The 23,332-nt window shown below is 69.1% G+C and carries 25 protein-coding genes and 1 other RNA gene; 12 read left to right on the plus strand and 14 right to left on the minus strand.

The features are described from left to right. Window positions 1-20 precede the first annotated feature (20 nt). The 5 genes from soxZ to Q1B08_RS01915 form a co-directional block, all read right to left on the minus strand. Window positions 21-350, minus strand: a complete 330-nt coding sequence (soxZ, locus tag Q1B08_RS01895; protein ID WP_299813859.1) for a thiosulfate oxidation carrier complex protein SoxZ — start codon at window positions 348-350, stop codon at window positions 21-23. Window positions 351-367: 17 nt separating this feature from the next. Continuing rightward, window positions 368-793, minus strand: coding sequence for a thiosulfate oxidation carrier protein SoxY (gene soxY, locus Q1B08_RS01900; protein WP_299814879.1), 426 nt, complete (start codon window positions 791-793; stop codon window positions 368-370). Between the two features lie 31 nt (window positions 794-824). Further along, window positions 825-1,304, minus strand: a complete 480-nt coding sequence (gene soxX / locus Q1B08_RS01905; RefSeq protein ID WP_299813862.1) for a sulfur oxidation c-type cytochrome SoxX — start codon at window positions 1,302-1,304, stop codon at window positions 825-827. A gap of 91 nt (window positions 1,305-1,395) precedes the next feature. Further along, window positions 1,396-1,962, minus strand: coding sequence for a thioredoxin family protein (locus Q1B08_RS01910; RefSeq protein ID WP_299813865.1), 567 nt, complete (start codon window positions 1,960-1,962; stop codon window positions 1,396-1,398). Between the two features lie 12 nt (window positions 1,963-1,974). Beyond that, window positions 1,975-2,703 (minus strand): cytochrome c biogenesis protein CcdA, encoded by a 729-nt coding sequence (locus Q1B08_RS01915; RefSeq protein WP_299813868.1) that lies wholly within the window; start codon window positions 2,701-2,703, stop codon window positions 1,975-1,977. A 94-nt stretch (window positions 2,704-2,797) separates the two neighbouring features. On the opposite strand from Q1B08_RS01915, the gene Q1B08_RS01920 reads away from it, so the two are divergent. Together Q1B08_RS01920 and gndA are read left to right on the plus strand one after the other, a co-directional pair. Next, window positions 2,798-2,941: a hypothetical protein gene (locus tag Q1B08_RS01920; protein ID WP_299813871.1), complete on the plus strand. Its 144-nt coding sequence runs from the start codon at window positions 2,798-2,800 to the stop codon at window positions 2,939-2,941. 139 nt (window positions 2,942-3,080) lie between these two features. Continuing rightward, window positions 3,081-4,496, plus strand: coding sequence for an NADP-dependent phosphogluconate dehydrogenase (gene gndA / locus Q1B08_RS01925; protein WP_299813874.1), 1,416 nt, complete (start codon window positions 3,081-3,083; stop codon window positions 4,494-4,496). Between the two features lie 3 nt (window positions 4,497-4,499). On the opposite strand, the gene hemC is transcribed toward gndA, so the two are convergent. Beyond that, window positions 4,500-5,438, minus strand: a complete 939-nt coding sequence (gene hemC / locus Q1B08_RS01930; protein WP_299813877.1) for a hydroxymethylbilane synthase — start codon at window positions 5,436-5,438, stop codon at window positions 4,500-4,502. Window positions 5,439-5,505: 67 nt separating this feature from the next. Here hemC and hemE point away from each other — a divergent pair, with 67 nt between their 5' ends. Then, complete coding sequence (gene hemE / locus Q1B08_RS01935) at window positions 5,506-6,537, plus strand: uroporphyrinogen decarboxylase (RefSeq protein ID WP_299813880.1); 1,032 nt, start codon at window positions 5,506-5,508, stop codon at window positions 6,535-6,537. Between the two features lie 115 nt (window positions 6,538-6,652). Here hemE and hemF read toward each other — a convergent pair whose 3' ends face one another. Next, window positions 6,653-7,555, minus strand: coding sequence for an oxygen-dependent coproporphyrinogen oxidase (gene hemF, locus Q1B08_RS01940; RefSeq protein WP_299813883.1), 903 nt, complete (start codon window positions 7,553-7,555; stop codon window positions 6,653-6,655). Between the two features lie 292 nt (window positions 7,556-7,847). Here hemF and Q1B08_RS01945 point away from each other — a divergent pair, with 292 nt between their 5' ends. Beyond that, window positions 7,848-9,029, plus strand: coding sequence for a D-alanyl-D-alanine carboxypeptidase family protein (locus Q1B08_RS01945; RefSeq protein WP_299814882.1), 1,182 nt, complete (start codon window positions 7,848-7,850; stop codon window positions 9,027-9,029). 6 nt (window positions 9,030-9,035) lie between these two features. Here the strand turns inward: Q1B08_RS01945 and Q1B08_RS01950 are convergent, their stop codons facing one another. The 5 genes from Q1B08_RS01950 to Q1B08_RS01970 form a co-directional block, all read right to left on the minus strand. After that, a complete protein-coding gene (locus tag Q1B08_RS01950) occupies window positions 9,036-10,658 on the minus strand; it encodes an ABC transporter ATP-binding protein (protein ID WP_299813886.1) in 1,623 nt (540 codons plus the stop codon). Next, complete coding sequence (locus tag Q1B08_RS01955; protein WP_299813889.1) at window positions 10,655-11,764, minus strand: ABC transporter permease; 1,110 nt, start codon at window positions 11,762-11,764, stop codon at window positions 10,655-10,657. The genes Q1B08_RS01950 and Q1B08_RS01955 overlap by 4 nt, the downstream gene beginning before the upstream one ends. A gap of 3 nt (window positions 11,765-11,767) precedes the next feature. Further along, window positions 11,768-12,853, minus strand: a complete 1,086-nt coding sequence (locus Q1B08_RS01960) for a microcin C ABC transporter permease YejB (RefSeq protein WP_299813892.1) — start codon at window positions 12,851-12,853, stop codon at window positions 11,768-11,770. Window positions 12,854-12,857: 4 nt separating this feature from the next. Beyond that, complete coding sequence (locus tag Q1B08_RS01965) at window positions 12,858-14,699, minus strand: extracellular solute-binding protein (protein WP_299813895.1); 1,842 nt, start codon at window positions 14,697-14,699, stop codon at window positions 12,858-12,860. 109 nt (window positions 14,700-14,808) lie between these two features. Next, window positions 14,809-15,318: a cytochrome c family protein gene (locus Q1B08_RS01970; RefSeq protein ID WP_366139962.1), complete on the minus strand. Its 510-nt coding sequence runs from the start codon at window positions 15,316-15,318 to the stop codon at window positions 14,809-14,811. Window positions 15,319-15,440: 122 nt separating this feature from the next. Between Q1B08_RS01970 and Q1B08_RS01975 the strand changes: the two genes are divergently transcribed. Further along, window positions 15,441-16,286, plus strand: coding sequence for a prephenate dehydratase (locus Q1B08_RS01975; RefSeq protein WP_299813898.1), 846 nt, complete (start codon window positions 15,441-15,443; stop codon window positions 16,284-16,286). Here the strand turns inward: Q1B08_RS01975 and Q1B08_RS01980 are convergent. Further along, on the minus strand, window positions 16,283-16,741 hold the full coding sequence (locus tag Q1B08_RS01980; RefSeq protein ID WP_299813901.1) for an SRPBCC family protein: 459 nt from the start codon (window positions 16,739-16,741) through the stop codon (window positions 16,283-16,285). The two genes, Q1B08_RS01975 and Q1B08_RS01980, sit on opposite strands and share 4 nt — an antisense overlap. Before the next feature lie 66 nt (window positions 16,742-16,807). Further along, window positions 16,808-17,749: an NAD(+) diphosphatase gene (gene nudC / locus Q1B08_RS01985; RefSeq protein ID WP_299813904.1), complete on the minus strand. Its 942-nt coding sequence runs from the start codon at window positions 17,747-17,749 to the stop codon at window positions 16,808-16,810. 106 nt (window positions 17,750-17,855) lie between these two features. Between nudC and ffs the strand changes: the two genes are divergently transcribed. The 7 genes from ffs to Q1B08_RS02020 all read left to right on the plus strand — a co-directional run bounded on the left by ffs (window position 17,856) and on the right by Q1B08_RS02020 (window position 23,329). Next, window positions 17,856-17,954: signal recognition particle sRNA small type (ffs, locus tag Q1B08_RS01990), an RNA gene on the plus strand. A gap of 122 nt (window positions 17,955-18,076) precedes the next feature. Beyond that, window positions 18,077-18,463 (plus strand): DUF202 domain-containing protein, encoded by a 387-nt coding sequence (locus tag Q1B08_RS01995; protein WP_299813907.1) that lies wholly within the window; start codon window positions 18,077-18,079, stop codon window positions 18,461-18,463. A gap of 66 nt (window positions 18,464-18,529) precedes the next feature. Next, window positions 18,530-20,263 carry a DNA polymerase III subunit gamma/tau gene (locus Q1B08_RS02000; RefSeq protein WP_299813910.1) on the plus strand — a complete coding sequence of 578 codons (1,734 nt, stop codon included), beginning with the start codon at window positions 18,530-18,532 and terminating at the stop codon, window positions 20,261-20,263. A 104-nt stretch (window positions 20,264-20,367) separates the two neighbouring features. Next, entirely contained in the window at window positions 20,368-20,850 is a 483-nt protein-coding gene (gene dps / locus Q1B08_RS02005) for a DNA starvation/stationary phase protection protein Dps (RefSeq protein ID WP_299813913.1), read from the plus strand. Between the two features lie 126 nt (window positions 20,851-20,976). Continuing rightward, window positions 20,977-21,321 carry a YbaB/EbfC family nucleoid-associated protein gene (locus tag Q1B08_RS02010; protein WP_299813916.1) on the plus strand — a complete coding sequence of 115 codons (345 nt, stop codon included), beginning with the start codon at window positions 20,977-20,979 and terminating at the stop codon, window positions 21,319-21,321. A gap of 3 nt (window positions 21,322-21,324) precedes the next feature. Continuing rightward, complete coding sequence (recR, locus tag Q1B08_RS02015; protein WP_299813919.1) at window positions 21,325-21,921, plus strand: recombination mediator RecR; 597 nt, start codon at window positions 21,325-21,327, stop codon at window positions 21,919-21,921. Window positions 21,922-22,027: 106 nt separating this feature from the next. Continuing rightward, a complete protein-coding gene (locus tag Q1B08_RS02020; RefSeq protein ID WP_299813923.1) occupies window positions 22,028-23,329 on the plus strand; it encodes a GGDEF domain-containing phosphodiesterase in 1,302 nt (433 codons plus the stop codon). The last annotated feature ends 3 nt before the right edge of the window (window positions 23,330-23,332 follow it).

A 23,332-nucleotide genomic window follows, 5' to 3' on the forward strand; every position in this document is an offset into this window, starting at 1 on the left:
TCCCCACGATCCCGCGGCGCTCAGGCGACGGTGACCGTCTTTTCCTCGGTATAGACGTCGCCGTCGTCGTCGTACCACGTGAAGACGAAGCTGCCCGACGACGGGACCGTCGCCTCGAACTCGAAATACGGGTTCGACGAGATCGCCGGCTCCATCGCGACGTCGATCACGCTCTCGCCCTCGAACTCCACCGTGAAGCGGTTGATGATCGAGCGCGGGATCAGGTTGCCGTCGTCGTCCCGGCGCTGCCCGGATTCCATCGGGTGGCTGATCAGGGTCTTGATCTGGATGACCTCGCCGGCTTTCGCCTCGTCGGGGACGCGGACGCGGGGTTTCACGCCGTCTGCCATGTCTCTCTCCTCTGGGTTCAGCCGCCGCAGCCGCCGATGGTGACCTTCACCTCCTGCGAGGTACGCGCGAAGCTGCCGTCCCCGAGCTTGGCGATGGCGATGACGTCCTGCGTCTGGGCGAGCCGGATGCGGGTGGAGGCGTACTGGCTCGCCGCGAGCGGGCCGAAGGCGAAGCGCCCGACCTCGGGGTTCGGGTTGCCGGCGGCGAGCACGAGGATCTCGCTCGCGCCCGGCGCCTCCACCTTGATCGGCACCGTGTTGCCGTTCTCCGCGATCTCGGGCGCGGTGAGCGTCACGCCCCCCTCCTTCAGTTCGGCATCGCCGGTGAAGTCGAGAACCGCCGCCTCGATGTTCGCATCGGCCGTCTGCGCGCGCAGGGGCAGCGCCGCGAGGGCGGCCGCGCCGAGCCCGAGCGCCAGGCTGTCGCGTCGTGTCACATGCATCGTCTCGATCCTCCGCATCAGCGTTCGCTCCTCAGCTTTCGTGGAGCGTCATGAGATAGGCCACCAGATCCTCGACCTCCTGCGCCGTGAGCAGCGGGGCGAGCTCGCCCTCGGCGGCTTCGCCCGTGAACCCGTCGCCGGGCCGGACATAGCCGCCGGTCTTGTAGAAGGACGGCATCATCGTCTCGGGAAAGATGCGTTTCGCATCCGCCACGATCCCGCGCAGGTCGGCCTCCGTCCAGCGGTCGGCGGCGCCGTCGAGCACCGGACCGATCGTGCCGAGAAAGCCCAGCTCCTCCAGTTCGGAAACGCGGTGGCAGGCGACGCAGTTCCCCGCGCCCTTGTTCATCAGCGCGCGGCCGTTCTCCGGATCGCCGGGCGTGCCGGAAAGCGAGGTCTCGACCGAGCCGTATTCGTCGAACGGAACATCCGCGGGCGGCACGATCTCGGCCGCGGGGGCCACCCCGCCGAGGACGAGCGACAGGACGATGCCGGTCAGGATTCGTTTCATCGCGGGCCTCTCCATTCCCTTCCCCGGGGATGGTAGTGTGCGGACCCCCCGCTTGCAACGGGGCCGGCGGGATCGCGACCCGACGCGGGCCTCACTCGCCGGCGCGCAGGCGGCGGGAATGGTATTCCTGGAAGCTCTCCTCGCCCTCGTAGCCATGCGCGAGGACCCAGCTCAGCATGTGCCGCATCGTGTCCGCCTCGAATGCCCCGGGCACGGTGGCGACCGCGGCCGTTTCGGCGGTCGCGCCCTCGGGCACCGCCTCGGGCAGGAACAGCATGGTCGGCGTGAAGTTCAGGCCCCATTTGCGCGCCGCCGCCTTCTCGGACAGCACCTCGCCGTCGAAATCGGTTACCTCCACCCCGCCGTAGAGGTCGAGCCGCACGACGTAGTAATCCTCCGTGAGCGACGCCTCGATGTCGGGCACGACGAAGACCTCCTCGTGCATCCGTTCGCAATAGATGCAGCCGCGCTGCTCCACGATCACCATCAGCCGCTGCCCGGCCGCGTTCGCGTCGGCCAAGTCCTCGCGCAGATCCTTGAACGTTTCCTCGATCCAGGGCGCCGCATGAAGCCCGTCCGAGTTCAGCTCCACCGCGCCGGCCCCGCCCGCGAAGGCCAGGCAAGTCACGGCCACGGCCGCTCCGATCCATCCCCGCATCACGTCCTCCCCTCAGCCGATATTCGGCCAGTATTGCAGCATCCAGTTGCCGATCGCGTTCATCGATCGCGTCGCGATCAGCACGGCGAAGACCACGAGCGCCGCACCCATGGCCCGCTCCACCTTCGGCAGGTGACGCCGGAACCCCCGCATCCAGCGCATGAACGGCCCGACAAAGGCCGCCGCCAGCACGAAGGGGGCCGTCATGCCCACCGCATAGGTCAGAAGCAGCACCATGCCGCGCGGCACGCTTTCCTGCGCGCCCGCCATGAACAGGATGGCCGCGAGAACCGGTCCGACGCAAGGGGTCCAGCCGAAGGCGAAGGCGAGGCCGATCACGTAGCCCGCGACGACCCCGCCGGATCCGGGGCCGCCCGTCCGCTGCCCGAAGGAGCGATAAAGGAGGCCGATCCGGACGAGGCCCAGAAAGTGCAGCCCCATCGCGAGGATGATGGCGACCGCGATCCAGCGCAGCACGTCCAGCCAGTCCCGCACGACCTGCCCGAACGCCGTGGCCGTCGCGCCGAGCCCCACGAAGATCGTCGCGACGCCCGCGGCGAAGGCCAGCGCCCCGATCACGGCGCGGCGCCGCGCGCCCGCCGGCGCCGCGCCCCCCTCGATCGCCTCCACGCTGCCGCCGGCGAGGTAGGACAGATAGAACGGCACCATCGGCAGGATGCAGGGCGACAGGAAAGACAGAAGCCCGGCGGCGAGCGCGCCGGCGATGGTCACGTCGAACATAGGCCATCCTCCCTCAGCGACCCCAGCCTCCGCGCAGGACGCCCGCATTGCAACCGCGCATCCGCGCGGCACGGCGCGCGACGGTCTCGGGAACGTGATCGGCGCGACCGCGTTGATGTCGCACCACGGGATCGCGGACCGGTCCCGTCCGCACAAGGAGCAAACCGCAATGAACTCTATCTTCTACATCATCGGCGTCGTGGTCGTGGTCGTTGCCATCGTCAGCTTCGTCCTCTGATCCGGGCCCGACTGCAGACGGAACGGGCGGCCCCGCCGGGGCCGCCCGTTCGCGTATCGAGGCGTGGCCGGGCGGCGGGGTTCCCGACCCCGCACCGACGCACGCGCCGTCCGACACGGCATTGCGAGGGGGAAACAGAATGGATGCAACAGCACGGATCGGCCTGATCGGCCTCGGCACGATGGGCGCGGCGCTCGCCTCCAACATCGCCGAAAAGGGCTTCGACATCGCGGTGTTCAACCGCACGACGGAGGTGACGCGCGACTTCGCGGCCGAGGCGGGCGACCTCGCGCCCCGATTCACACCCGCCGAAAGCCTCGAGGCGTTCGTGGCCGCCATCGCGACGCCCCGCGCGATCATCCTGATGGTGCCCGCGGGCGATCCGGTGGATCAGCAGATCGCCGCGCTGCGCCCGCTTCTGGACGCGGACGACCTCATCATCGATTGCGGCAACGCGAACTTCCACGACACCAACCGGCGCAGCCGCGCGGGCGACGGGCCGTTCCTCGGCGTGGGCGTCTCCGGCGGGGAGGAGGGCGCGCGGCACGGCCCGTCGATCATGGGCGGCGGCGATCCCGAGTGCTGGGCGCGGGTCGAGGACATCATGACCGCCATCGCCGCAAAGCACGACGGCGAGCCCTGTGCCGGCCTGCTCGGGCCGGAAGGGGCCGGTCATTTCGTCAAGATGGTCCATAACGGCATCGAATACGCGGACATGCAGATGATCGCCGAGATCTACGGCATCCTGCGCGACGGACAGGGCATGGGCCCCGAGGAGATCGCCAGCGTCTTCGAGGAATGGAACGAGGGGACGCTCGCCTCCTACCTCGTCGAGATCACGGGAAAGGTGGCCCGCGCGAAGGACGTGGCCACCGGCGAGCCGCTCCTGTCGGTGATCGTCGACGCGGCGGGGCAGAAGGGCACCGGGCGCTGGACCGCCATCGAGAGCCAGCACCTCCTGACCCCCATCCCCGCCATCGAGGCCGCCGTGGTCGCGCGCAACATTTCCGCCCGGCTCGAGGAGCGGACGGAGGGCGAGAAGATCTTCGGCGCCGCGCCCCGGGCCTTCGACACGCTCGACCAGGACGCGCTGGAAGGCGCGCTGATCGCGGGTAAGATCCTATGCTACGCGCAGGGCTTCACGATGATCGCCGCGACGTGCGAGGCGCATGGCTGGGACGTCGATCTGCCGAAGGTCGCCCGCCTCTGGCGCGAGGGCTGCATCATCCGCTCGGCCATGCTCGACGACATGGCCGCCGCGCTCGCGGAGGCTCCGAACCGGAACCTGATGTGGACGCCGCGTTTCGCGGACCTGCTGCGGCAGAACGAGGGCGCGCTCCGCCGGGTCGTGGCGGACGCGGCGCTGCACGGCCATCCGACGCCGGCGCTGTCCTCCGGGCTGGCCTATTTCGACGCGATGCGGACCGCGCGCGGCACCGCGAACATGATCCAGGGCCAGCGGGACTTCTTCGGCCTCCATGGCTTCGAGCATCGAAACGGCAAGACCGGGCAGCACGGGCCCTGGGCGAAGCAGACCGCATCGCCGAAGAACTAGGGCTCAGCCCCGCCAGTCGAAGAAGCCCACCGGCGCGCGATCCAGCAGGTCGCGCGCCAACGCGCGGCCGAGCGCCTCGCCGTCCTCGACCGGCGCCTCGCCGGCGCAGGTCAGCACCTCGGAGCCGTCGGGCCGCAGGATTTCGCCCCGGAACGCCATGGTGCCGCCGACGAGGTCCGACAGACCGGCGATCGGCGTCTCGCAGGAGCCGTCGAGCGTCGCGAGGAACGCCCGCTCGCAGGCGAGCCGCAGCCCGGTCGCATGGTCATGGATCGCCGCCAGCATCTCCGCCATGCGGCTGTCGTCCGTCCGCCGCTCCACCCCGATCGCGCCCTGCGCCACGGCGGGCAGCATCGCCCCGGTGTCCATCGGCGCCCGCGGCACCTCCGCCATGCCGAGCCGGTTCAGACCCGCCATGGCGAGGAAGGTCGCGTCGGCCACCCCGTCGCGCAGCTTGCCCATCCGCGTCTGCACGTTGCCCCGGAACTCCACGAGGTTCAGGTCCGGCCGCCGGTGGGCGAGCTGCGCCCGCCGCCGGAGCGAGGACGAGCCGACCGTCGCGCCCTCGGGGAGATCCGCGATCGCCCGGCCGTCGAGGGTGACGAACGCGTCGCGCGGATCCTCCCGCGGCAGGTAGGTGTCGATCACCAGCCCCTCGGGCTGAAGCGTCGGCATGTCCTTCATGGAATGCACGGCAAGGTCGATCTCGCCGGCGAGCAGCGCCGCCTCGATCTCGCGGGTGAAGAGGCCCTTGCCGCCGATCTCCCGCAACGCGCGGTCCTGCACCCTGTCGCCGGTGGTGCGGATCGCCACGATCTCGAACGCGGCTTCCGGCAGATCCCACGCGGCGGCGAGCCGGTCGCGCGTCTCGTGCGCCTGCGCGAGCGCCAGCGGGGAGCCACGGGTTCCGATGCGGCAGGGCGTGTCCGGGTCGGGTTTCATCGGATCTCCTTCGCGTTGACACGACCTGCCCCGCTGGGCAGGTGCTGTCCAGACCCGGAGGATCCCGATGACGAAACCCCTGCTCCGCGCGCTCGCTGGCGAGACGCTTCCCGTGCCCCCGGTCTGGATGATGCGGCAGGCGGGGCGCTACCTGCCGGAATACCGCGCCACGCGGGAGCGCGCGGGCGACTTCCTGTCGCTGTGCTACAATCCCGAACTCGCGACCGAGGTGACGCTGCAACCGATCCGACGCTTCGGCTTCGACGCGGCGATCCTGTTCGCCGACATCCTCCTCGTGCCGCAGGCCCTCGGCGCCGATCTTTGGTTCGTCACCGGCGAGGGGCCGCGCCTCTCGACCGTGACCGGGGCGGCCGACTTCGCCCGGCTGAAGCCTGCCGCGGAGGTGCACGAGACGCTGGCGCCGATCTACCGGACGGTGCGCAACCTCGCTGGCGCCCTTCCCCCGGAGGTCGCGCTGATCGGTTTCGCTGGCGCGCCCTGGACGGTGGCGACCTACATGATCGCCGGACGCGGCACGCCGGATCAGGGCCCGGCGCACCGCCTGATCGCGGAGGACCGGGCGACGTTCGAGGCCCTGATCGACGTGCTGACGGCGGCGACGATCGAATACCTGTCGGCGCAGGTCGGGGCCGGGGCGGAGGTGGTGAAGATCTTCGACAGCTGGGCCGGCTCGCTCCGGGGCGAGGACTTCGCACGCTACGCCGTGGCGCCCGCGCGGACGATCACCGCCGCGCTCAAGGCCCGCCATCCCGGCCTGCCCGTCATCGCCTTCCCGCGTCAGGCGGAGCAGGGCTATGTCGGCTTCCACGCGGCCACGGGCGCCGATTGCGTCGCCGTCGACGATTCCGTGGACGCCGAATGGGTGGCCCGGAACGTGCAACCCGATGGCTGCGTGCAGGGCAACCTCGCCTCGCGCCACATGGTCTCGGGCGGCCCGGCGCTCGACGCGGAAGTGCGACGCATCCGCGACGCGCTTTCGGGCGGGCCGCATGTCTTCAACCTGGGTCACGGAATCACGCCCGACGCCGACCCGGACAACGTGGCCCGGATGATCGCGACGCTGCGCGAGAACGGGTGACGAAGGCGGAACGCTTCGACGTCGCGGCGACCGGTGGCACGAGGGGCGCCGGTCGCCACGGGGCGGGATCGCGGGCGACGGTCAGCCACGACGTTCGGCGCGGTCCGGGCCTGAGCTACGGCCACCGCGCCTCGGGCGGCAGCGACATCAGCACCGCGTTCGCGTCGTGCCCGGATTCCAGCCCGAACTTCGTGCCCCGGTCGTAGACGAGGTTGTATTCCGCGTAGAGCCCGCGATGGACGAGCTGCGCCTGCTTGTCCGCGTCGGTCCAGCCCTGCGCGCGCCTCCGCTCCACCAGCGGCACGAAGGCCGGCAGGAAGGCGCGGCCGACATCCTGCGTGAAGGCGAAATCGTCCTCCCAGTCGCCGGTGTTCAGGTCGTCGTAGAAGATGCCGCCCACGCCCCGCGCCCGACCCCGGTGCGGGATGAAGAAGTAGCGGTCGGCCCAGGCCTTGAGCCTCGCGTAGCGGTCCTCCCCGTCGAGCGGCGGATGCCCGTCGCAGGCCGCCCGCAGGACGGCGTGGAACGCGGCCGTGTCCTCGTCGTATTCGAGACAGGGATTCAGGTCCGCGCCGCCGCCGAACCACCAGGCATGCGGCGTCCAGAACATCCGCGTGTTCATGTGCACGGCCGGAACGTGCGGGTTCTGCATATGCGCGACGAGGCTGATCCCGCTGGCCCAGAAGCGCGGATCGTCCGCCATGCCGGGCACGCCCCGCGCGGCCATCGCCGCCTGCGCCCGGGCGCCGAGCGCGCCGTGCACCTCGGACCAGTTCACGCCGACCTTCTCGAAGACCCGGCCACCGCGCATCACCGACATCAGCCCGCCGCCCGCATCCGACCCGTCCTCGGCGCTGCGCTTCGTCGGCGTCACCTCGAATCGGCCGGCGGGATTTCCGGCGAAGGGCCCGGGCGCCCCGGCCTCCTCGAGCGCTTCGAAAGCCGCGACGATGGCGTCGCGAAGGTCGCGGAACCACCCGGAAGCGGCATCGCGCGCATGGGAAGGGGCATCGGACATCGCAGAATCACTCCATTCCATCGGTCGAGCCGGGCAGCGCAGGCCCGCCGATCGGGCTTCGGCTCAGCGACCAGTCTTGTATGAAACCCCGCGGCACCTCGCCAGACGTTCAGGGCCTGCGCGGCGAAGTAAGGAATTTTCAAGGCAACCTCTGTCCGTTATGGATCTTTTAACCTTTTCTGGTTACGCTTTGTTAAGGAACTCATGGCGTCACCGGCGAAAGATCGGGTCGCACAGGCAGACGAGCAGACCAGTGATCAGACATCTTGCGAACCGGGTCCTCGCGGGCCTGATGCCCTTCTTTGTCGTCCTTTTTCTCGCGCTTCCGGGACGGGCCGCGCCTTACGCGGAACTCGTGATGGATGCCCGGACGGGCGAGGTTCTGAAATCCTCGAACGCCGACACGCGGCTTCATCCGGCGTCGCTCACGAAAATGATGACGCTCTACATCGCGTTCGAGGCGGTGCGTAAGGGCGAGATCACCCTCGACACGGAGGTCCGCATCTCGCGCAACGCGGCCAACGAACCGCCGAGCAAGCTGGGCCTCCGCGCGGGCCAGACGATCGCGCTGCGCTATCTGATCCGCGCGGCGGCGGTGAAGTCCGCCAACGACGCCGCGACCGCGATCGGCGAGGCCATCGCCGGCTCCGAGGACGCCTTCGCGGAACGAATGAACCGCACGGCCGAGGCGCTCGGCATGACCGCTTCCACCTTCAGGAACGCCCACGGCCTGACGCGGTCGGGCCACCTGAGCACCGCGCGGGACATGAGCGTGATGGGGCGGCGGATGTTCTACGACTACCCGCAATACTACAACCTGTTCTCCCGGCGCTCCACCGATGCCAGCATCACGCAGGTCCGCAACACCAACCGCCGGTTCCTGAACGCCTATCGCGGCGCCGACGGGATCAAGACCGGGTTCACCAACGCGGCCGGCTTCAACCTCGTCTCCTCCGCGGAGCGGGGCGGCGTGCGGATCATCGCGACCGTGTTCGGCGGCCGGTCGACGGCCACACGCAACGCGCGGATCATGGAGCTTCTCGATTACGGCTTCGCCCACGCCCCCGCCCGCGTGACGGAGCGCAAGCCGGAGCTTCCGACCTACAACAGCGCGACGCGGCCCGGCGTCACCGCGCCGGCCCGCTCCATGCGGCCGGTGATGCGCAGCTATCTTCTCGCGTTGCAGGTTTCAGCCGTGCGGGGCGAGACGCGGGTGGTCACGAACGCGTCCACGGCCGGACGGGACTACGGCATACAGCTCGACCCCCAGGGCACGCGCTCGGCGGCCGACAAGCTGCTGCTGCGCACCGCCCTGCAGGAGCTCGACACGCTCGACGACGCGCTGCGCCGGATCGAACGGGTGCAGGGCGGCTTCAAGCCGAGCTTCGTGGGCCTGTCCGAACGCGAGGCGCAGCGTGCCTGCACGCGATTGCGGGCAAACTCGGTCGCCTGTTCGGTCACCTTCGGGAGCTGATCGGGCTCAGCCCCCGACGACCTCGCTCTCGGCGACGAGGTCGAAGGCCGCGGCCATCAGGGCACGTGTATAGGGATCCTGCGGCGCGTTGAAAACCTGCGCCGCGTCGCCCGCCTCCACCACATCGCCGCGCTTCATCACGATCACCTTGTGCGACAGCGCGCGCACCACCTTCAGGTCGTGGCTGATGAACAGGTAGGCGAGCCCGTGCCGGCGCTGCAGGTCGCGCAAAAGCTCCACGATTTGCACCTGCACCGTCTGGTCAAGCGCCGAGGTCGGCTCGTCGAGGACGACGAGCTTCGGGCGCAGGATCATCGCCCGGGCGATCGCGATCCGCTGCCGCTGGCCGCCGGAGAACTCGTGCGGGTAGCGGTCCATCGAGGCCGGGTCGATCCCGGTCTCCCTCAGGATCTCGGCCACCTGCTCGCGCGGGGGGCGGTCGTCGCCGGTGTCGTGCAGGCGCAGCCCCTCGGCCACGATCTCCGCCACCGTCATCCGCGGCGAGAGCGAACCGTAGGGGTCCTGGAACACGATCTGCATGTCCTGCCGGAGCGGCCGCAGCTCCTTCGTCGGAAGCCCGTCGATGCGCCGGCCGAGAAGCGTGATCGGTCCCTCCGACTGGATCAGCCGCATGATCGCCAGCGCCAGCGTCGTCTTGCCCGACCCGCTCTCGCCCACGATGCCGACCGTCTCGCCCGCGCGGACCGACAGCGTCGCGTCGTTGACCGCCTTCACATGGCCCGTCGTGCGCTTCAGAAGGCCCGTCTGGATCGGGAACCAGACCCTGAGATTTTCGGCGGCGGCGATTCCGGGCGCGTCCGACGACACCGGGTCCGGCGCACCCTGCGGCTCCGCGGCGAGGAGCATCTGCGTGTAGGGGTGCCGGGGCGCGTCGAAGATCTCCGCGACCGGTCCCGCCTCGACGATCTCACCGGACTTCATCACGCAGACCCGGTCGGCGAAGCGCCGCACGATGCCGAGGTCGTGGGTGATGAAGAGCATCGACATGCCCTCGTCGCGCTGAAGTTGCGCCAGCAATTCCAGGATCTGGGCCTGGATCGTCACGTCGAGCGCCGTTGTCGGCTCGTCCGCGATGAGCAGGTCCGGGCCGTTGGCGAGCGCCATCGCGATCATCACCCGCTGCCGCTGCCCGCCGGAAAGCTGGTGTGGATAAGCGCCGAGGCGGCGCTCCGCGTCCTGGATGCCGACCTTCTCCATCAGGTCGAGGATGCGCGCCCGCGCCGCATCGCCTTTCAGCCCCTGATGCAGGGACAGGCTTTCGGCGAGCTGCTTCTCGATCGTGTGGAGCGGGTTGAGCGAGGTCATCGGCTCCTGGAAGATGAAGCTGATGTCGTTGCCCCGGACCCGCCGCAGCTCCCGCTCGGGGGCGCCGATCATCGACGCGCCCTCGTATTCCACCGTCCCCTCGACCCGCGCGCTGTCGGGCAGGAGCGCGACGGTGGAGAGCGCGGTGACGGACTTGCCCGAGCCGCTCTCGCCCACCAGCGCGACGGTCTCGCCCCGGTCGACATGGAAGGAGACGCCGCGCACGGCCGGGATGTCCTGTCCGTCCTGCCGGAAGGACACGCGCAGGTCGCGCACGTCGAGGACGCGGTCGGGACGGGTCATGCGAAGGTCTTTCTCGGGTCGAACGCGTCGCGGATGCCCTCGAAGATGAAGACGAGCAGCGAGAGCATGATGGCGAAGGTGAAGAACGCGGTGAAGCCGAGCCACGGCGCCTGCAGGTTCTGCTTGGCCTGCAACGTGAGCTCGCCCAGCGACGGCGCCGAGGACGGCAGACCGAAGCCGAGGAAGTCGAGCGTGGCGAGCCCGCCGATCGCGCCGGTCACGAGGAACGGCAGAAAGGTCAGCGTCGCCACCATCGCGTTGGGCAGGACGTGGCGGAACATGATCGTCCCGTCGCCCACGCCGAGTGCCCGGGCCGCGCGCACGTATTCGAAGTTCCGCGCGCGCAGGAACTCCGCCCGCACCACGCCGACAAGGCCGATCCAGCCGAACAGCACGGTGAGCGCCACGAGGAGCCAGAAACTCACCGGGATGATCGCGACGACGATGATGATGACGTAGAGCGACGGGGTGGAGCCCCAGATCTCCACGAACCGCTGCAGGAGCAGGTCGGTCCAGCCGCCGAAATAGCCCTGCACCGCGCCGGCCGCGATGCCGAGCGCGGAGGCGAAGAACGTGGTGATGAGCGCGAAGGCGACCGAAAGGCGGAACCCGTAGATCACGCGGGCCAGCACGTCGCGCGCCGTGTCGTCGGTGCCGAGCCAATGCTCCGCGTCCGGCGCCGACGGGGCCGCGCCGTCGATGTTGTTCACCGTGTCGTAGCTGTAGGGAATCGGCGGCCAGAGGAGCCAGCCCCGTTCCACCGGCTCGCCCGCGAAGGCGCCCGTCTCCTCGACCTTGGCGATCACGCCCTCGGGGTCGTCGAAGCAATCCACGAGTCCGCCGGAGATGATGAGGCAGCGCACCTCGACCTCGCGGTAGGCGGCCTCCGTGCGAAAGTCGCCGCCGAAATCGGTCTCGGAATAGAAGGTCAGGATCGGCAGCCGAAGCTCGCCCCGGTAGCTCACCAGAAGCGGCTTGTCGTTGGCCAGAAGCTCCGCGAAGAGCGACAGGCCGAACAGGAGCGCGAACAGCCAGAGCGACCAGAAGGCGCGGCCGTTCTTCTTGAAGTTCGACCAGCGGCGGGCGTTGAGGGGGGAAAGCGCCACGGGCTACCTCCGCTCGAAGTCGATCCGCGGATCGATCCAGACATAGGTGAGGTCGGTGATGAGGCCCATCACCAGCCCGATCAGCGAGAAGGCGAAGAGCGTGCCGAACACGACCGGGTAGTCCCGCGTCACCACCGCCTCCAGCCCGAGACGCCCCAGCCCGTCCAGCGAGAAGATCGTCTCGATGATGAGCGAGCCGCCGAAGAAGACCGACACGAACAGCGCGGGGAAGCCCGAGATCACGATCAGCATCGCGTTGCGAAAGACATGACCGTAGAGTACACGGCTTTCCGTCAGGCCCTTGGCGCGCGCCGTGGTCACGTATTGCTTGCGGATCTCGTCGAGGAACGAGTTCTTCGTCAGCAGCGTCAGTCCCGCGAAGGCGGCGAGCGTGGAGGCCAGCACCGGCAGCGTGATGTGCCACAGGTAATCCCCGATCTGCTGCAGCGTCCCCATGTCCTCCCATCCGGGCGAGGTCAGGCCGCGGAGCGGGAACCACTTGAAGTACGACCCGCCCGCGAAGAGCACGAGGAGCAGGATCGCGAACAGGAAGCCCGGGATCGCGTAGGCCACGATCACGATGCCAGAGGTCCAGGTGTCGAACTTCGAGCCGTCCCGCATCGCCTTGCGGATGCCGAGGGGGATGGAGATGAGGTAGGCCAGCAGCGTCGACCAGAGGCCGAGCGTGATCGAGACGGGCATCTTCTCCAGCACCAGATCGACGACGGAGATCGAGCGGAAGTAGCTCTCTCCGAAATCGAAGCGCATGTAGTCCCACATCATGTTGAGGAACCGCTCGAGCGGGGGCTTGTCGAAGCCGAACTGCCGCTCCAGCTCCTCGATGAATTCCGGCGGCAGGCCGCGCGCGCCGAGATAACCGCTGTCGCCACCGGCCTGCTGCGCCCCGCCGCCCGCGGCGTCGCCACCGCCGGCGATGTTGGAGAAGGCGTCGCCCTCCCCTTCGAGCTGCGCCAGAACCTGCTCGATGGGACCGCCGGGCACGAACTGGATCAGCGCGAAGTTGATGACCATGATTCCCAGCAGCGTAGGGATCATGAGCAGGACGCGTCGGAGGATGTAGGCGCCCAAGGTGCTACAGCGCCCCGCTGGCCTGCAGATCCTCGTAGGCCTCCTCGTCCGCCCACCAGAAGCTCAGCTCGCCCAGCGCGTAGGGCGGCAGCGGCTCGGGGTAGCGGAGATAGTCGTAATAGGCGACCGTGTGCACCGGCTTGAACCATTGCGGCACCCAGAAGCGTCGGGCCCGGAGCACCCGGTCGAGCGCGGCGATCCCGACCTCGAGTCCCTCCTGCGTGGTCGCGTTCTCGAGGTTCTCGATCAGCGCGTCGACCGCCTCGTCCTGCAGGCCCATGAGGTTGAACACGTCGTTCGCGCTTTCGGAGCCGAAATACTGGCGCGGGGAGGAGCCGGGGACGTAGCCCATCGGCATCTGGTGCGTGATGACGTCGAAATCGTAGCTGCGCTCGCGCGAGGTCATCTGCGCGTTGTCGACCCGCACCATGCCGGCATCGACGCCGAGCCTGCGGAGGTTCTCCACGTAGGGGTTGATGACGCGGTCGAAGGTCTGGCTGTCGTTGAGGAACTGGACCGACAGCGTTTCCCCGTCCTTGCGGCGCATCCCGTCGTCGCCGACGATCCAGCCCGCCTCCTCCAGAAGCGCGCTCGCCGCCCGGAGGTTGCCGCGGTCGAGTTGCCGGCTGCCCGAGACGGGGGGCAGGACCGCGTCCTCGGTCAGGATCGCCTCGTCCAGAAGCCCCTGCTCCACCAGCGGCTCGAGGATCGCGCGCTCGGCCTCCGAGGGCGGGCCTTCCGCCTTCAGGTCGCTGTTCTCCCAGAAGGAGGTCATGCGGTCGTAGATGCCGTAGAACAGCGTCTCGTCCGACCATTCGAAGTTGAACATGAGCCCGATCGCCTCGCGCACGCGGGGATCCTGGAACTTCGGCTTGCGGAGGTTGAAGATGAAGCTCTGCGCGGTCGAGATCGTGCCGTCCGGCAGCTCCGCCTTGACGACGGCGCCGTTCTCGACGGCGGGAAAGTCGTAGCTCGTCGCCCATTCCTTCGACGACGCCTCGTTGCGGAAGGTGTAGTTGCCACCCTTGAAGCCCTCAAAGGCCGCGGCGTAGTCGCCGTAATACTCGATGCGGATCGTGTCGAAGTTGTTCTGCCCGACATTGAGCGGGTGATCCTCGCCCCAATAATCAACGCGGCGCCGGTAGGTCACCGACCGGCCGGTATCGAGTTCGTCCATGACGTAGGGGCCGGAACCGATCATCGGGGTCAGCGTGCTATCCTCGAAATCGACGTCGCGCGCCTCGAAATCGGCCTTCCGGAAGATCGGCAGGCTGCCGACGCGGACGGGCAGATCGCGGGTCGGCACGCCCTCCTTGAAGACGTAGCGCACCGTCCGCTCGTCCAGCGCCTCGACACTTTCCACGTCACGGGCGAGAACGGCGCGAAAGCTCGGCAGGCCCTTGTCGCGCAGCACCTCGTAGGAGAATATCACGTCCTCGGCGGTGAGCGGCGTGCCATCGGAGAAGGTCACGTCGTCGCGCAGGGTGAACGTCACCTCGCCGCGGTCCTCGGGGTAGTCCACCGACGCGCAGATCAGGCAATAGGCCGATCCGATCTCGTCCGCCGTGCCCGACAGAAGCGACTCGTAGGGCACGGAGGACAGCGCGACCGCCCGGCCCTTCGGCGTGTAGGGATTGACGCTGTCGAAGGAGCCGAAGGCCCATTCGCTGATCTCGCCGCCCTTGGGCGCGTCGGGGTTCACGTAGTCGAGATGGGCGAAGTCGGGCCCGTATTTCAGCGCGCCGCCCGGAAAGGTCGAAATGCCGTGATCCGGCGTCGTGTCCGTCTCCTGCGCGATGGCGGGCGCGGCGACGAGAATGGCTGCGATCGCGAACCGTCTGATCATGAACCCATGCTCTCCCCTGAGAAGTTCGGCGACAGCTAGCGATCCGGGGCCTTCGGACGCAAGGCCCCCTCACCGATGGTTGAGGCGCCGGGAGGCGGCGCCCGGCCGATCAGCTCTGGGATTCGAGATAGGCGATCAGGTTGGCGCGATCCTCGACATCGTCCATTCCGCGATAGGACATCTTGGTGCCCGGCGCGTATTCCTTCGGATTCTCGATGAAACGCGAGATTTCCTCGGGCGTCCAAGGCCCCTCGATTGAGGCGATCGCGTCGGAATAGGCGTAGCCCTCTACGGAGCCGTGCTCGCGGCCGACCACGCCGTTGAGATATGGCCCGGTCTTGTTCGTGCCGTCGACCGCGTGGCACGAGGCGCATTGCCGCCAGAGACCTTCGCCCGCCTCGGCGGAGGCTGTGGCGTAAACCTCCTCGAACGGCACGTCCGGCTCGCCGGAGCCGCCGGCATCCTCGGCCGAGGCGACCTCGATCGCGTAGCCCTCGGCATGCTCCTCGTCGCCATGCGACTCGACGCCGACATGGTAGATCGCCTCGCCCGCCCAGGCGCCCAGAAGGAACACGAGCAGCGCGCCGCAGCCTGCGCCCACGATCTTGGTCATCGTCATCGTGTCCATCTTCGGCACCCTTTCGAAGTCCTGTTCCGAGGTCGCGCGTCATCTATGTGGTTTCGCCCACCTCTGGCAAGGGATAGAGGATGCGGCGGAACGAAACATCCACGGATCGCGCCATGCCCGCCATCGCCTTCCAGGGGGAGCTCGGCGCCTATTCGCACGAAGCCTGCGTCGCGGCCCATCCCGACCACGACCCCCTGCCCTGCCGGACCTTCGAGGACGCCATCGCCGCGGTCCAGTCCGGCCGGGCCGACCTCGCGATGCTGCCGGTCGACAACTCGACCTACGGGCGCGTCGCCGACATTCACCGGCTGCTGCCGGAATCGGGCCTCAAGATCGTGGGCGAGGCGTTCGTCCGCGTCCGCATCGCGCTTCTGGGACGGCGCGGCACGACGCTCGACCGCATCCGCCACGTGCGCGCCCATCTGGTGCTGCTGCCGCAATGCCGGGACTTCCTCGCCGCGCACGACATCACGGCGGAAACGGCCGCCGACAGCGCCGGGGCCGCCGCCGAGCTGGCCCGGAACGGCGCGGAAACCGACGGCGCCCTCGCGTCCGAACTGGCCGCGGAGATCTACGGCCTCGACGTTCTCGCCCGCGACATCGAGGATCACGGCCACAACACCACGCGCTTCGTGGTCATGTCCCGCGATGCGTGGCATTCCGCCGCCGGCGCCGGTCCGACCAAGACGACCTTCGTCTTCCGCGTCCGAAACATCCCCGCCGCGCTCTACAAGGCAATGGGCGGATTCGCGACGAACGGCGTCAACATGACGAAGCTCGAATCCTACATGGTTGACGGGCAATTCCTGGCGACGCAGTTCTACGCCGACATCGAGGGCCACCCCGGGGATCCGCCTGTCGCCCGCGCGCTGGAGGAGCTCGACTACTTCACCTCGTCGCTCGACATCCTCGGCGTCTATCCCGCCGATCCCGATCATTTCCACGGCGGTCTGCGCTAGGCCCGGCGGCTGCCCTTCTCGATCCGCCGCGCGAAGTTCGCGACGTAGCCCCGGTAGCGCTGCAGCAGCGTCTTCTTCGCGAGCTTCAGCGGTTGCAGGACGAGCCGCGCGCCGAGACTGTTGCCCTCGGCCGCGGTCGTCACGGTCAGGCGCGTCCGCCGCGGCCCCAGCACCTCGAGTTGCGCGTTCGCCAACAGGTTGAGGCCGTCGGACTTGCCGGTCATCGCGATCACATGGGGCGCCTTGAGTTCCGACAGCCGCATCTCGACGTCGCGCGACGTGCCCATCACCTCCGCCTGCCCGTCCCAGACGGTCCCGAGCGAGGCAGGCCCCGGCGGCCGCCGCTCGAGACTCACGCGTTGCGACGCACGCGCCTCGAAGGCGTCGAAATCGGTCACGGCGGCCCAGACGTCTTCGACGGGGGCGGCAATCTCTTCGGTCGCGACGAACTTCATTTAGACATCCTCATCTACGGGTCCGCAGGTCGATAGCCGCCCCCCGCCGGTCCGGTCAATCGGGCTTCAGTCCAGCCGATCCGCGAGCCAATTCTCGAGCAGGAAGCGTGCGATCGCCCCGTTGCGGGCCGCCTGGACGCGCGGGTGATGCCCCTCGAACACCTCCATCATCTCTTCCCGCGTAAGCCACAGCGCCTCGGCGATCTCGTCGGGATCGACGACGATCGCCTCGCTCTCGGCATGGCCCCAGGCCCCCAGCATCAGGGATCCCGGAAACGGCCAGGGCTGGCTCGCTAGATAGTCCACCCGGCCCACGCGCACCCCCGTCTCCTCCCGGACCTCGCGGCGCACGGCCGCCTCCAGCGTCTCGCCCAGCTCCATAAACCCGGCAAGGCAGGAGAAGAATCCCTCGGGCCAGGACGGAGCCCGGCCGAGCAGGACCGAATTGCCCCGCGTCACCAGCATGATCACGACCGGATCGGTGCGCGGGAAATGCGAACGCGCACAGTTCGGACAGACCCGAATCCAGCCGGCCTTGCCGATCTGCGTCGCCGTTCCGCAATTGGCGCAGAAGCCGTGGCTCCGATGCCATTCGAGCATGCCCTTCGCCGTGGCCGCCAGTTCAGCATCGAGCGGCGTCAGCCGCGTCATCACGCGCCGCAGCTCGCCGAAGGCCGTGCCGGCCGGCAGGTCGGGATGGGTCTGCTCGGAGGCATCGACGAAGCCGCCCACTCCTTCCGTGCCGCCGGCGACGTCCAGTGCGGACACGTCGCGCGCAAAGAGGGCCATGCCGTCCGCCCGCCCGAGCAGCACCGTCGCCCCCTCCTCCGCGAAGACGTCGGGGGCGACCCAGTCCAGCGCCGCCCGGCCCGCGTCGAGGAGCGGCTTGCCCCGCCAGAGCGGCAACACCCGCGCCGGCAGCGCGGCGAGCGCGTCCGGATCCCGCCGCAGGTCCTCCGCCCGATCCAGCGCCCCGCCGCCGAACGTGACCGATTCCGCAAGCCGCATGACATTCCTCCTGGCAATGGGGCGTTTCCCTGCCTCGGGCATCCGGCCATCCGGGGCAAGGCCCGTCCCCCTTGCATCCAGGCCCGTCCCGTCCTATTTGCGGCATCGAGAGGTTGGCGCGGGCAAGCGCCTCGCCAACCTGGTCAGGACCGGAAGGTAGCAGCCACAACGAGCCCCGCTTGGGTCGTCGTCCAGCCTCTCACCCACCCGCATTTCCGTACGCGCCGCGCAGGGGTCTCCGCGCCGTCCATCACGGCATGCGCGGCGCTAACCATTATCAACGCCCCGCGCATTTCCCTGCCGCTGCGCGCGCGCTACTGTCGGCGGATGCCGCAGGATCAACCGAACGACGCTGACACCAAGACCGACTGGGCGGAGCGACGCACCGACTGGGCGGAGGACCGCACCATTCTCGCCAACGAGCGCACGTTCGCGGGCTGGATGCGGACCGGCATGACGTCCATCGCCATCGCCGTCGGGCTCCGCGCGATCTTCCGGGAGGCCGACCCGACCTGGCTGCCGAAGCTCGTCGCGACGATCTTCATCGGGGTGGCCATCATCATCTTCTGGACGGCGCGCCGCAATGCCAGCAAGGCGCAGGGCCGCCTCAAAGCGCACCGCGCGGAGATGCAGCCCACCCGCATCTTCACGATCATGGCGATCCTCTTCACCCTCGCCTCTCTCGCCACGGGCTGGGTTCTCTGGGCGCTCTGAGGGTTCGCGGACCACTGGCCACCCGGCGCCGCGCCGCCTAGGATGCCCGCCGATCCGGAGGGCCGCATGACAGCGACAGAATACCAGGTGCTCGCCCGCAAGTACCGCCCCGCCACCTTCGCCGACCTGATCGGGCAGGACCCGATGGTGCGCACGCTGCGCAACGCCTTCGCGGCGGACCGGATCGCGCAGGCCTTCATCCTCACCGGCATCCGCGGCACCGGCAAGACGACGACGGCGCGGATCATCGCCAAGGGGCTGAACTGCGTGGGCCCCGACGGGAACGGCGGCCCGACGACCGATCCCTGCGGCGTGTGCGAGCCCTGCCGGGCCATCGCCGAGGGGCGCCATGTCGATGTGCTGGAGATGGACGCGGCATCGAACACGGGGGTCGGTGACGTGCGCGAGATCATCGACTCGGTGCATTACCGGGCGGCCTCGGCCCGCTACAAGATCTACATCATCGACGAGGTCCACATGCTCTCGACGAGCGCGTTCAACGCGCTTCTCAAGACGCTGGAGGAGCCGCCGGCGCATGTGAAGTTCATCTTCGCCACGACCGAGATCCGCAAGGTTCCGGTCACCGTGCTCTCCCGCTGCCAGCGCTTCGACCTGCGCCGGATCGAGCCCGAAACGATGATCGAACACCTGCGCGGGGTCGCCGCGAAGGAGGACGCGGGGATCGAGGACGGCGCGCTCGCCCTGATCGCGCGGGCGGCGGAGGGCTCGGTGCGCGACGCGATGTCCCTGCTCGACCAGGCGATCAGCCACGGCGCGGGCGGCGCGGCGACGAGTGCCGCCGAGGTGCGCGCCATGCTGGGGCTCGCCGATCGCGGCCGGATGCTCGACCTCTTCGACCTCGTCATGAAGGGCGAGGCCGCCGCCGCGCTCGAGGAGCTCGGCGCCCAGTATTCCGAGGGAGCGGACCCGCTCGCCATCCTGCGCGACCTCGCGGAGATCACCCATTGGGTCAGCGTCGTGCAGATCACCCCCGACGCGGCCGAGGACCCCACGATCGGCCCCGACGAGCGTGCCCGCGGGCAGGCCTTCGCCGCCGGCCTGCCGATGCGGGCACTGACGCGGATGTGGCAGATGCTGTTGAAGGCGCTGGAGGAGGTCGCGGCCGCGCCCAACGCGATGATGGCGGCCGAGATGGCGATCATCCGGCTGACGCACGTGGCCGACCTCCCTTCCCCCGACGAGCTCATTCGCAAGCTGCGCGACACGCCCCCGTCCTCCGCCCGGGCGCCGGCCCCGCGGCCCGCTCCGGAGGCCGGCGGCAGCCCCGCGATGCGGCGGACGGCGCAGGGCGCGGCGCGGCCGGTCTCCTCACCCTCGGCGGAGGCGCAGGTCACGGAGGCGCTGGCACGGTTCGAGAGCTTCGATCAGGTGGTCGACCTGATCCGCGCCAACCGTGACGTGAAGCTCCTCGTGGAGGTCGAGACCGGATTGCGGCTCGCGAACTATTCCCCCGGCCGGATCGAATTCGAGCCGGCCCCCGGCGCCGCGCCCGATCTCGCCCATCGGCTGGCGGGCCGACTGCAGGGCTGGACGGGTGTGCGCTGGATCACCTCCGTCGTGGCGGAGGGCGGCCTGCCGACCATCGCGGAGACGCGCGACAACGACCTCAGGCGCGCGGAGGCCGAGGCCCTGGCGCATCCGCTGACGCAGGCGATCCTCGAGGCCTTTCCCGGCGCCGAGCTCCTGGAGGTCCGCACGCGGGAGGCGCTGACCCGGGATGCCGCGGAGGAGGCGCTGGCCGAAGTGGACGAGGAATGGGATCCGTTCGACGAAAGCTGATCGCCTCCGGCGTGCCCGCGGACGGCGCCCGGCCGCGTCATGAAACCGAATGGGCCCGGCCGCCGTTCATCCCGCGACACGGACAGCACAGCAAGGAGAGCCCCATGCCCGAGAGTTTCGTCGAAGGCCTCGAGAAACAGACGCAGTCGCAGATGATCGACCTCCTGAACGCGCGGCTGGCCGACTCGATCGACCTGCAACTCGCGGTGAAGCAGGCGCACTGGAATATCCGCGGCCGCGGCTATATCGGCGTGCACGAACTTCTGGACGAGGTCGCGGACCGCGTGCGGGAGCAGACGGATACGATGGCCGAACGCGTGGCCATCATGGGTGGCTTCGCCAAGGGAACCACGCAGGAGGCGTCGAAGAACACGACGTTGAAGCCCTACCCGGTCGAGATGACCGAGGTGCAGGAGCACATCGCCGCGCTCGTCGAGCGCTTCAAGGATCACGGAGCGAAGCTGCGCGAAGCCATCGACGCGGCCGGCGAGGCCGGGGACGAGGACGCCGCCGACCTCTTCACCGAGGTGAGCCGCGAGATCGACAAGGACGCCTGGTTCATCGGCGCCAACGCCGCCCAGAACTGAACCGGGATGGAATCACGCCAGGCCGGGCCGCCCCTTCGGGCGGCCCTTTGCATGTGCGATGCTTGCGGGCGCACCCCCTCGACGCTACCTGCGGAGGGACGCGACGCAAACGAAAAGGGGATCGGGATGTTCAAGGGTATGGGCGGCCTCGGCGACATGGCCGGCATGATGAAGAAGGCGCAGGAGATGCAGGCCAAGGTGGGCGAGATGCAGGAAAGCCTGTCCTCGATCACCGTGGCAGGCGAATCCGGCGCGGGCCTCGTGAAGGCGACCGCCACGGCCAAGGGCGAGCTGATCGGCCTCGACATCGACCCCTCGATCTTCCGGCCCGAGGAGAAGGAGATGGTGGAGGACCTGATCCTCGCCGCCATCAAGGACGCCCAGACGCGCGCATCCGAGCGGGCGCAGGCGGAGATGGGCAAGATCACCGAAGGGCTCGGCCTGCCGCCGGGCATGAAGCTGCCTTTCTGAACTTTGGAGACGCATCGCGACATCGAGGCGCTGATCGGCATGATGGCCCGCCTGCCGGGCTTCGGCCCGCGATCGGCGCGGCGCGCGGTGCTCCACCTCGTGAAGCGGCGCGACACGCAGCTTCTGCCGCTGGCGGAGCTGATGCGGGAGGTCGGTCGCGCCGTGCGGACCTGCCTCAATTGCGGAAACCTCGCCACGAGCGACATATGCGGCATCTGCGCGGCGGATAAACGCGCCAACGGCCAAATCTGCGTGGTCGAGGACGTGGCCGATCTCTGGGCGATGGAGCGCGCGCAGGTCTTCGACGGGCGCTACCACGTTCTGGGCGGCACGCTGTCGCCCCTCGACGATGTCGGGCCGGAGGATCTGTCCATCCCGAAGCTGCGCGATCGCATCGCCGCCGAAGGGGTCGAGGAAGTCATCCTGGCCCTGAACGCGACGGTCGAAGGCCAGACCACCGCCCATTACGTCTCCCGCGAGCTGGAACCGACCGGTGTGCGAATCAGCGGTCTCGCACAGGGCGTGCCGGTGGGCGGCGAGCTCGATTATCTTGATGACGGAACCCTTCGCGCGGCCCTATCGTCACGAAAACCGTTCTGATTTGCGAGTTTCCCCTTTTCGCACGGGTGCAGTTCACCCCACAGTTGCGTAAGAGATCGGTTGCGGAAACCATTCGGCGGGTGTCGTCGACGCGGAGGTCGTGTTGTTGGAACTGGGGATTCTCGTCGTCGTGGCGACAGCTGTGGCGATTGCGGCGTGCTACTGGCCGCGACCGCCGGCGGGCGCGTCGGACCGCGAGGATGCACCGTCTCCGGCCGATGTCGCCGGCGCCGCGGGCGCGCTCGCCCTGTTCGACGTCGACAAGCTGCGCGACGTCAACGTCACGCGCTGCTACGACACGGGCGACCGTCTGCTCGACGCGATCTCGGAGGTTATCCGGCGTGCGATGCCGGCCGGGGCGACCTTCGACCGGCTGAGCGGCGGACGGTTCGTTCTCTGGCTGCCCTACACGACCCTGCGCGACGCCGCCGGTATAGTGGAGCGCATCCGCGCGCTGGCCTCGACCGCCCTCGCCGACAGCGAGCGCGGGATCGTCTCGCGCAGCCTGTCGGCCGGACTGGTGGCGGCCTATCCGGAGGAAAGCCGCGAGCGGGCGGTGCTGCGCGCGGATGCCGCCCTCGCCCGCGCCAAGGGTTTCGGCGGCGACCGGACCGAGATCACCCGCGCGCTTCCGGTCCCGGCGCTGATCCCGGCCCAGGCGGAGATCGAGAACGCCATCGTCGAACGCGCGCTGGAATACCATGTGCAGCCGATCGTCGATCTGCGCGACCGGCGTGCCGTGGGCGTGGAGGCGCTGTTGCGCTGGAACCGCCCCGGCGGTCAGGTCGTCGGCCCGATGAACTTTGTCGACACGCTGCGGCGCTTGCCGCAGACCGAGACGGAGCTTTTTCCGGACATCGCGATCGAGGCGGCCCGGCCGCTCATCACGGGCGACAAGTCTTTCTACACGACCTTCAACGTCGACGGTCCGATGCTGGAGGGCAAGGACGGGCCGGCCACGCGCTGGCTGTCGGTCCTGCTGGAGCGCCTGCCGCCGGAGCAGCTCGTGCTCGAGATCGTCGAGACCGCTGTGATCGTGCAGCCCGAAAGCGCGCTCGGCTTTCTCGAGCGGCTCCGGGCTCGCGGCATCCGCATCGCCCTGGACGATTTCGGGACCGGCCTGTCGAGCCTCAACCGCCTCCGGCAGTTTCCCGTCGACATCCTGAAGATCGACCGGGTCTTCATCAATGGGCTCGGCGAAACGGGACGCGAGGAGGCAATCGTCGAGGGCCTGGTCACGCTGCGCGACAGGCTCGGCCTCGACCTCATCGCCGAGGGGATCGAGACGGAGGCGCAGGCGCGCATCCTGACGGAGCTCGGCGTGCAGTACGGGCAGGGCTACCATCTCGGACGGCCCGCCCCCGCGACGGAATGGGCGCGCAGGCTCTGCAACCGGGTCTCCGCCTGACGC

This window comes from uncultured Jannaschia sp. (genome assembly GCF_947494025.1).
Classification (GTDB): domain Bacteria; phylum Pseudomonadota; class Alphaproteobacteria; order Rhodobacterales; family Rhodobacteraceae; genus Jannaschia.

Bases quoted from the DNA above. Each gene is read 5' to 3' on its own strand.
- soxZ (WP_299813859.1), bottom strand. From the start codon at position 350: ATGGCAGACGGCGTGAAACCCCGCGTCCGCGTCCCCGACGAGGCGAAA.
- soxY (WP_299814879.1), bottom strand. From the start codon at position 793: ATGCATGTGACACGACGCGACAGCCTGGCGCTCGGGCTCGGCGCGGCC.
- soxX (WP_299813862.1), bottom strand. From the start codon at position 1,304: ATGAAACGAATCCTGACCGGCATCGTCCTGTCGCTCGTCCTCGGCGGG.
- Q1B08_RS01910 (WP_299813865.1), bottom strand. From the start codon at position 1,962: ATGCGGGGATGGATCGGAGCGGCCGTGGCCGTGACTTGCCTGGCCTTC.
- Q1B08_RS01915 (WP_299813868.1), bottom strand. From the start codon at position 2,703: ATGTTCGACGTGACCATCGCCGGCGCGCTCGCCGCCGGGCTTCTGTCT.
- gndA (WP_299813874.1), top strand. From the start codon at position 3,081: ATGGATGCAACAGCACGGATCGGCCTGATCGGCCTCGGCACGATGGGC.
- hemC (WP_299813877.1), bottom strand. From the start codon at position 5,438: ATGAAACCCGACCCGGACACGCCCTGCCGCATCGGAACCCGTGGCTCC.
- hemE (WP_299813880.1), top strand. From the start codon at position 5,506: ATGACGAAACCCCTGCTCCGCGCGCTCGCTGGCGAGACGCTTCCCGTG.
- hemF (WP_299813883.1), bottom strand. From the start codon at position 7,555: ATGTCCGATGCCCCTTCCCATGCGCGCGATGCCGCTTCCGGGTGGTTC.
- Q1B08_RS01945 (WP_299814882.1), top strand. From the start codon at position 7,848: ATGCCCTTCTTTGTCGTCCTTTTTCTCGCGCTTCCGGGACGGGCCGCG.
- Q1B08_RS01950 (WP_299813886.1), bottom strand. From the start codon at position 10,658: ATGACCCGTCCCGACCGCGTCCTCGACGTGCGCGACCTGCGCGTGTCC.
- Q1B08_RS01965 (WP_299813895.1), bottom strand. From the start codon at position 14,699: ATGATCAGACGGTTCGCGATCGCAGCCATTCTCGTCGCCGCGCCCGCC.
- Q1B08_RS01970 (WP_366139962.1), bottom strand. From the start codon at position 15,318: ATGACGATGACCAAGATCGTGGGCGCAGGCTGCGGCGCGCTGCTCGTG.
- Q1B08_RS01975 (WP_299813898.1), top strand. From the start codon at position 15,441: ATGCCCGCCATCGCCTTCCAGGGGGAGCTCGGCGCCTATTCGCACGAA.
- Q1B08_RS01980 (WP_299813901.1), bottom strand. From the start codon at position 16,741: ATGAAGTTCGTCGCGACCGAAGAGATTGCCGCCCCCGTCGAAGACGTC.
- nudC (WP_299813904.1), bottom strand. From the start codon at position 17,749: ATGCGGCTTGCGGAATCGGTCACGTTCGGCGGCGGGGCGCTGGATCGG.
- Q1B08_RS01995 (WP_299813907.1), top strand. From the start codon at position 18,077: ATGCCGCAGGATCAACCGAACGACGCTGACACCAAGACCGACTGGGCG.
- Q1B08_RS02000 (WP_299813910.1), top strand. From the start codon at position 18,530: ATGACAGCGACAGAATACCAGGTGCTCGCCCGCAAGTACCGCCCCGCC.
- dps (WP_299813913.1), top strand. From the start codon at position 20,368: ATGCCCGAGAGTTTCGTCGAAGGCCTCGAGAAACAGACGCAGTCGCAG.
- Q1B08_RS02010 (WP_299813916.1), top strand. From the start codon at position 20,977: ATGTTCAAGGGTATGGGCGGCCTCGGCGACATGGCCGGCATGATGAAG.